This is a genomic window from Sphingobacterium sp. NPDC055431 (assembly GCF_053644255.1).
Map to the genome: position 1 here is coordinate 40,692 of NZ_JBSHLH010000007.1, position 8,511 is coordinate 49,202.

At 39.1% G+C, this 8,511-nt stretch carries 8 protein-coding genes; 3 read left to right on the forward strand and 5 right to left on the reverse strand.

Features of this window, described 5'->3' with window-relative positions:
* Nucleotides 1-13 precede the first annotated feature (13 nt).
* The 5 genes from rny to ACWIB3_RS08475 all read right to left on the reverse strand — a co-directional run bounded on the left by rny (nt 14) and on the right by ACWIB3_RS08475 (nt 6,132).
* Entirely contained in the window at nt 14-1,573 is a 1,560-nt protein-coding gene (gene rny, locus ACWIB3_RS08455) for a ribonuclease Y (RefSeq protein WP_254529971.1), read from the reverse strand.
* Nucleotides 1,574-1,843: 270 nt separating this feature from the next.
* Nucleotides 1,844-2,134: a cell division protein ZapA gene (locus ACWIB3_RS08460; protein ID WP_185211888.1), complete on the reverse strand. Its 291-nt coding sequence runs from the start codon at nt 2,132-2,134 to the stop codon at nt 1,844-1,846.
* Between the two features lie 49 nt (nt 2,135-2,183).
* The gene (locus tag ACWIB3_RS08465; RefSeq protein ID WP_093095920.1) at nt 2,184-2,492 is read right to left on the reverse strand and encodes a hypothetical protein; all 309 of its coding nucleotides are present in this window, start codon (nt 2,490-2,492) and stop codon (nt 2,184-2,186) included.
* 27 nt (nt 2,493-2,519) lie between these two features.
* Nucleotides 2,520-4,913, reverse strand: coding sequence for a phenylalanine--tRNA ligase subunit beta (gene pheT, locus ACWIB3_RS08470; protein ID WP_454291363.1), 2,394 nt, complete (start codon nt 4,911-4,913; stop codon nt 2,520-2,522).
* Nucleotides 4,914-5,091: 178 nt separating this feature from the next.
* Entirely contained in the window at nt 5,092-6,132 is a 1,041-nt protein-coding gene (locus ACWIB3_RS08475; protein WP_454291364.1) for a class I SAM-dependent methyltransferase, read from the reverse strand.
* 291 nt (nt 6,133-6,423) lie between these two features.
* Here ACWIB3_RS08475 and ACWIB3_RS08480 point away from each other — a divergent pair, with 291 nt between their 5' ends.
* The 3 genes from ACWIB3_RS08480 (at nt 6,424) to ACWIB3_RS08490 (ending at nt 8,024) form a co-directional block, all read left to right on the forward strand.
* Entirely contained in the window at nt 6,424-7,212 is a 789-nt protein-coding gene (locus ACWIB3_RS08480) for a Cof-type HAD-IIB family hydrolase (protein ID WP_185211884.1), read from the forward strand.
* 77 nt (nt 7,213-7,289) lie between these two features.
* Entirely contained in the window at nt 7,290-7,745 is a 456-nt protein-coding gene (locus ACWIB3_RS08485; RefSeq protein WP_454291365.1) for a DUF3575 domain-containing protein, read from the forward strand.
* 51 nt (nt 7,746-7,796) lie between these two features.
* The gene (locus ACWIB3_RS08490) at nt 7,797-8,024 is read left to right on the forward strand and encodes a hypothetical protein (RefSeq protein WP_454291366.1); all 228 of its coding nucleotides are present in this window, start codon (nt 7,797-7,799) and stop codon (nt 8,022-8,024) included.
* Nucleotides 8,025-8,511 lie beyond the last annotated feature (487 nt).

Here is an 8,511-nt window from a genome sequence, read left to right on the forward strand (position 1 = left end):
TTCTAATTGAATGTTATTTTGCATAAGAAACCGATCTGGTCTCTCTAATGACTGTTACTTTGATCTGACCTGGATAAGTCATCTCTGTCTGGATACGGTTTGAAATATCTGCTGCCAAGATCTCAGCTTGCGCATCAGATACTTTCTCGCTTTCAACCACAACACGCAGTTCACGTCCTGCTTGGATAGCAAATGTTTTCTCCACACCTGGATATGACAAAGCTAGGTCTTCTAGTTCCTTCAAACGTTTGATGTAGCTTTCTACGACCTCACGTCTAGCTCCTGGACGGGCACCTGAAATTGCATCACATGCCTGAACGATCGGAGATATCATCGAAGTCATCTCGATCTCGTCGTGGTGAGCACCAATCGCATTGCATACATCTGGATGTTCCTTATATTTCTCGGCCAATTGCATCCCCAAGATCGCGTGAGGCAATTCGGGGTTATCATCGGGCACCTTCCCAATATCGTGCAGCAATCCAGCTCGCTTCGCATGTTTCACATTAAGTCCCAATTCCGCCGCCATCGTAGCCGCAAAATTCGCAACCTCACGTGAGTGCTGTAATAGGTTTTGACCATATGAAGAACGATATCTCATTCTTCCCACCATCCTGATCAGTTCAGGGTGTAGACCATGAATACCTAAATCAATGACGGTACGTTCACCGATTTCAACGATTTCATCTTCAATCTGCGTACGGGTCTTTGCAACAACCTCCTCGATACGTGCTGGGTGGATACGACCATCCGTAACCAATCTATGTAATGATAAACGGGCAATTTCACGACGTACAGGATCAAAGCCAGAAAGGATAATCGCTTCTGGGGTATCATCCACGATAATCTCTACACCCGTTGCAGCCTCAAGTGCTCTAATATTACGACCTTCACGTCCAATGATACGACCTTTGATCTCATCATTTTCAATGTTAAAGATAGATACCGTATTTTCAATGGCAGATTCAGTAGCTGTACGTTGTATAGTTTGGATAACTACTTTCTTGGCCTCTTTCGAAGCTGTTAATTTCGCTTCATCAACGATGTCCTTGATCTGCATGATCGCTTGAGAACGAGCTTCTTCACGCAATGAATTCACTAACTGTTCTTTAGCTTCCTCAGCAGACAGTCCAGCCATACTCTCCAATTGCTTGATATGTTGGCCTTTTAACTGTTCTACCTCTTCCTTTTTCTTGTCATTGAACTCAATCATTTGATCCAGTTTCTTGGTTTTGTTATCCAAATCCTGTTTTTCACGATTTAGATTCTCCAATTTTTGATTTAATGACTGTTCTTTCTGACGAATGGTATTCTCTTTTTGGGAGATGGTATTATTCTTTTGGTTGACTTCTTTTTCATGCTCAGCCTTCAATTGCAAAAACTTCTCTTTTGCTTCTAGCTGACGCTGCTTTTTTATATGATCTGCTTGTTGCTCTGCATCCCTTACTATTTGGGCAGCCTTATCATTCGCTGATTGCTCCTGCTTCTTGAACAACATCTGCAAAAGATATCGTCCAATAAAAACACCGACAACCAGTGAAATTATTATTGATATAGTAGTTGATAACTCCATTTGTTATTATTTATAATTTAATATGTTAATGTAATAGCATTTAGTTTCCAAAAAAAAACCGCAATTAAATAAATCAGGTACCATGTATTATTAAACTTCGATTACACATGATTTGAGCGTATGATCATGACCTAGATGGCTTTCGCAAAATGGCCTACATCTTTAAAATTGCTCGTGATATTGAAGCGTTAAGTTTAAAATAGTGACAACCCGAATTTAATTGCGGCAAATTCGTCGTTACAAGCTCTAAATTCTAAGAACGTAAACGTTTTATTTTTTGAAGAAATCTGTCAGAATATTGTCTAGTTCATGAATGGAATGCTCCAGACCAGAATCCTGGTTCTGACTATTCCGCTCAGCCTTGATCATCCCCGTGGCATATTGCAATACACACATCGACAACAAGTCTTGCTTATCACGAACCGCATAGTTATCCTGCAGTTCTTTAATTTTCTCGTTTATTAGCTTCGCGGCATATCTAATCACCTCTTCCTCCTCCGTCTCAACACGTAAAGGATATACTCGGTCTGCTATATTTATTTTTATGGAAATCTCTCCCATTTTCTTTGAGCTTAATAACGTAATAAGTCTATTCTCCTACTCCCTTTTCCTACTTCAATAGACTTATACATTTGTCTATTTCTCGCACAAAATCGTTAATTTTTCGTTTTGTGTCAAGTACTTTTTCATTTATAGCGTCTTTATCGATCTCCGAATTGTCTAATGTTTTGGCAACCGCCAAGGCTTTTACCTTGTCTTCCAGCTGCTTAACTTTATCCGAACTCGTATCAAATGCAACTTGCAATGATTGAACTTCTAACTTTAACAAGTCATTCTCCTCTTGCAAGGCTTCACACAATTGAATAAGATTTTTCGTTTTCTCAACGATAATATTCATTTGGGAAGATAATGACGCCATAGTATTTCGCAATTAATGTATAAATTTTTAGCGCACTGATGCGCCTACTTCTTTCTCAAAGTTAATAATTAATTTTTGAATAATTGCATCAATTTGTTTGTCTGTAAGTGTTTTTTCTTCGTCCTGAAGCGTAAAACTCAAGGCATATGACTTCTTACCCTCCGGCAATTTATCACCCTTATAGACATCAAATATCTGAACATCCTTCAATAACTTTCTCTCTGTCTTTGTGGCAATTAAACGCAATTGCTCAAAGGTCACCTGATCATCCAGCAACAACGCTAAATCGCGTCTTACGGATGGGAATTTTGAAACTTCCTTGTAAGTGATTTTATTTTTCTTGATAACTTTAATCATCAAGTCCCAATCAAATTGCGCAAAGAATACCGGTCCATCAACATCTGTTTTCTTCAGGTTAGCTTTTGAAACCGCCCCAAAGGAAACCAAGACCTTCTCTCCTTTTCTATAGCTCAATCCATAGTCAAAGTACGTCCCAACATAATCCTCAACGCGGATACCTTCTACTTTCAGTCTTTTGACGATATCGTCTACAACTGCTTTGATATCATAGAAACTTACGCCTTTGGCATTATTATTCCATTGCTCTGCTTCTTTCTTACCTGATATAGCGATAGAGAACAATTGCTTTTCTACGTAATTACCTTCAACTAAATTATACGACCTCCCGTATTCAAAGATCTTTAGGTCTGCATTCTTGCGTTTTTGATTGTATCCAATGGCAATCAAAGCAGAAAACAACAGGTTCTGACGCATCACGTCCAAATCGCTACTCAATGGATTTAACAGCTTCACAGCAGTCTGCTCATTTTCCAGGTAATCATCTTTGGTCAATGAATTCGCCAAGATCTCCCTATACCCATTAGCGATCAATAGATCTGCAATTTGGTTCAACACAACTTCCTTATCTGGTTTCTCCGAGGTATTTAAGGAAGCCTTGATCTGCGTCTTTAGTTCAATATTGTTGTATCCATAGATGCGCAATACTTCTTCAACCACATCAATCTCACGGATGACATCTACTTTATAAGCAGGTACCTTGACATCAAACCCCTCAGCAGTCTCATTTTCAAGCTCAATGCCTAAACTCACGATGATCTCTCTAATCGTTTCCGCGGGAATGTCTTTTCCGATAACACGTTGAATATTTTGATAGCTTACTGGAAACTCAAATGGTTTTATAGGATTTGGGTACAGGTCAACAATATTGGATGACACTTCCCCACCGGCAACTTCAGCAATCAGGATAGCCGCTTTTTTCAAAGCCTCTACAGTAATATCCGGATTGGTTCCACGCTCAAAACGGAATGATGAATCTGTTTTCAACGCGTGTCTTTTCGATGTTTTCCTAACCGTTACCGGGTTAAAGTATGCCGACTCTAGGAAAATCGAAGTCGTTCCTTCCGTAACTCCAGAATATTCACCACCGAAAACCCCAGCAATACACATCGGTTTCTCAGCATCTGCAATCACTAAATCCTCTGATGACAACTTACGCTCTATGCCATCCAAAGTCTTGAACAATTCACCTTCTTTCGCTTTCCTAACAATTACCTGATTTCCAGAAATCTTGTCCTGGTCAAATGCATGTAAAGGTTGTCCTAAATCATGAAGGATATAATTGGTTACATCGACGATATTGTTGATCGAGCGAACACCAATTGCACTTAATTTATTTCTTAACCATTCCGGAGACTCTCCAACTTTGATATTCTTGATATTTATCCCAGAATATCGAGGGGCATCTTCTACAACATCTACTTTTACCGCAGTTTCACTTGTTGACACCTCTTGAAACGAACCTAAATCCAGAGCTTTTAAATTCGACCTGAAATAAGCCGCTAAATCTCTTGCCACACCTAAATGGGATGCCGCATCTGCACGGTTTGGTGTCAAACCGATTTCATAGCAATAATCATCCTCCATATTGAAGTATGATTTCACCAAACTGCCAATTTCGGCGTCAGAATCTAGCTCTACGATACCTGCATGTGAAGTACCCAAACCAATTTCATCCTCACCACAAAGCATCCCTTCTGATGCTTCGCCACGGATTTTGGACTTGGTAATTTTAAAAGGATCTCCTGATGTAGGGTGACAGGTTGTGCCAACCTGTGCTACTATAACTTTTAAACCAGTGCGTACGTTTGGCGCACCGCACACGATATTCAATAACTCAGGTTTACCTACGTTTACTGTTGTTACTTTTAGTTTATCAGCGTTTGGATGTTGCTCACAAGTAATCACTTCTCCAACAACCAACCCTTCCAATCCTCCAGGAATACTCTGTTCAACCTCCAAGGACTCTACTTCTAAACCAATATCTGTCAAGATTAAGGAAAGCTCCTGTGGGGTTTTATCTATATCAATAAAATTCTTTAACCAATTATAAGAAATTCTCATCGCTACAATTTTTCAAGACACAAAGATAGAACTTTGTGACCTAAATGCACAGGTTTTTTGGACTATTATCCGGAATTACCTTATTCCAAATGAACAACTGGTTTGTTGCTACATAAACGATAAATAAAAAGCCTGTCTATTATCTAAATAAATATATTAACTAAACTAAAGTAAAAACTTATATATCAAGGCCACACAAACGTTCCAAGTGCTGGTAATTGATTCCAAAATAAGCTTTCAGACTTTTGATCTTTTCTAAGATTTCAACCTGCTTCTTAGGCTCTATCTTTCGCTTAGAGCCGACCAACATGACATTTTTTGGTGTATGCTGATCCGAAATAAACTGCATGACTCGCATTTCATAACCATAATACTCCAAGATCAAGGCACGTATGCTATCCGTTAGCATCTCTGCATGCCTTTCTAAAAAAATACCATATTGGGTCATAAAATCCAGGTCATTCTTAGCTTTCACCGCTTCCAATTCCCTCCTGACCTGCTTATGGCAACAAGGAGCCACCACAATAAGTTCAGCATCATTTTGGATGCCTTTGAATATGGCATCATCCGTAGCTGTATCACAGGCATGCAAGGCAATCAGTACATCTATTCCTTCAACTGTTTGATAATCTTCAATGCTTCCCTCCTCAAAACGCAGGGCATCAAATCCTGAATCTTGCGCAACCTGATTGCAGAAATCAACCAAATCCTTCCTGTATTCTATCCCCACTACTTCCACCTGTTTCCCCAGGCTATTTCTTAGGTAATCATAAAGTGCAAAGGTCAGATAACCTTTTCCTGCGCCCATATCCACTACTTTCAGCATTTCCTTAGAAGGAAGACCTGCTAAGGACGAACTCAATAATTCGATATAATGATTGATTTGCTTCCATTTATCCTGGGCATTCTTGAACACTTTTCCTTCCCCATCAGTAAGGTTTAACTGATGCAGATAGGCCTTACTGGAATCCGCAATTTTTCGGTCCTTGATTTTATCATGAGACAAGGACTGCTCCTTTCTCTGCTCAACCTTTTCTTTTTGCAGGCGCCATTCTCCTTTTTTGTTCATCTGAAAAACCAGATTTTCACTGAGGTTCTGAACATTCACCTGTCTGAATCCTCTAAAGTCCACCAGCTTTTCCAGCTCTTTTATCGAATCTTCAATGGAATAATTCTTAGTGATATCTTTCGTTTGATAACGATATACAAATGAAAGCATTAAGTCCTGTTTTATTAACACAGGCTTTATATAGATATTTTTTAAATTAGCCTCTTCACCTCGGTAATTTCCTAAAGAAATTTTTTGCAGTTCTTTTCTTAAAAGCATCCCTTCCAGCTCACCTAAAAAATCCATGAATATAGTCATACCATTATTATTTCAGTACAAAGATAATCATTGCCTACAAACTAATTCAGCTAGGATGGTCAAATCAATGTTTAATGGTTGCCCAAGCAGCTAAATCAACCTCCATTTCCTAGGCTAATTGGCCCAATTTACGTACCTTTGGGCATGCTAAATCCTAAAATTAAAGCCGTATTTTTTGATATTGATGGAACCTTATTGAGTTTCAAGACCCACAAAGTACCTGAATCAACCGTTGAAGCAATCAGATTACTTCAGACTCATGGCATCAAAACCATTCTTTCAACAGGGAGATCCATAAACAGTATTGATCATATCAAATTTTTGGATTTCGATGGATATATCACCTTTAATGGCGGTTATTGCCTTACCCATGATTTTGAAGTGCTATTCAAGCAGACCATTGCCAGTCAGGATATACAGTCCGTGATTGAGTATGCAAAGGAAAAACCCCTTAGTTTCTCCTTTATGTCTGAACAAGAGATTACCATTCATGATGTAACTCCTGAAATTGCCGGCATGTATGCCCACCTCAACCTACCGGTTCCAAAATTGGTCGACATGGAGAAGGTTGATATCCATAGTATTTTACAGACCAATATCTTCTTAGGGCCTGAGGAAGAAAAGCAGTTTATGGAAACCGTAATGCCGAATTCTCTTGCTTCGAGATGGACTCCTCTTTTTGCCGATGTAAACCCAAAAGGCTTAAGTAAAAAGGTGGGGATTGACATATTCTGCAAGCATTTTGGTATTCCATTGGAAAACACCATGGCTTTCGGTGATGGTGGAAACGACATCAGCATGCTTAAACACGTTCAGCTAGGAGTCGCAATGGGGAATGCTAACCCAGAGGTAAAGGAAATCGCCAACTACGTCACAGATGATGTAGATAATGATGGAATCTGGAATGCGCTAAAATATTTTTCAGTTTTATAAAATACCAACTTCTAGGTATTGTGGCTTTCATTGTAGTTAAATATATTTGGACTATCAAAACCAAATGTTAACTCACAATGAAAAATAAAAATTCCCTTGGACTCGCGCTTCTGTCCATAACCTTCGCCCTATGCTTACTCCCATCCTTGACTTTAGCACAACAGAATACCGTAAAGTTCAATCTTTTACCCTTGGTTGGTAAAACTTTTGCTTTCGAATACGAACGCATGGTAGCTCCCAAAATGAGTGTTAATGCTAGTATTGGATTTAGAGGTAAATCATCCCTCCCCTTCAAAAAAACTATTGAAGAATTGATCGAAGATGAAAACTTTACCAATGATGCTACTTTAGACCATTTTACTTTCTCTCCCGAATTCAGATTCTATACAAGCAAAAATGGAGATGGTGGAAGAGGATTTTACGTAGGTCCTTTCTTCAAATATGGAAAGTACAACATCACAACCAATTATCCCTATGAAACTGACCAAGGAACCACAGAAACAGTTCCTCTTAAAGGTGGAATCGGAACTTAGGGCTTCGGTTTCGTTATTGGGTCTCAATTTAAACTTGCAAAATCAGTATTCATGGATCTTCGAATCCTTGGACCACATTATGGCGGCGCTAGCGGAACCATATCAGGAAAAATGGACCTTTCCCCTCAAGAGCAGCAATACCTAAGAGAAGAGCTTGAAAACTTACAGAATGATGTTGTAGATATTGAAACCACAGTAGATGCTCAAGGCGCCTCACTAAAAGCAAAAAGCCCCTGGGGAGGTATCCGCGCTGGTATCTCTATAGGATATAGATTTTAAGATAGACAACAGACAGAAGACATAAGACAAAAGACCTTATTTATCCATAAAAAAGAATAGAAATATTTATGGAAATGATGGAGGATAGCCAATAAGTTTTTAGAAAGTCAAAAGCGGGATCCTTAATATATTAAGGATCCCGCTTTTTTATAACTCTGATTCTGAACAAATAGTGAAGAATCTGTATGATTTTCATCCAAAAGGACCTGTCATGCTGTACCGAAGGTACAGGAACTTTACGCCAATGCAAACTTCCATAATTTCAATGTGGATTTTTGTGTTTTTCCGAGACTTTTCCTGCGCCAAGATTTAATCAGAATTGATATTATTTTCGGTTTGTATGGAGCGGGCGTATGCAATACGCCCCTTCTATGTTGGGGACTTTCCAGCGACTTGTTGATCATAATCTTGGTACATCCTCTCATCCATTCAATCGTGATTCTTTACCAAATCTTGGCACATCCTCTCATCCATTTAATCCTGGTTC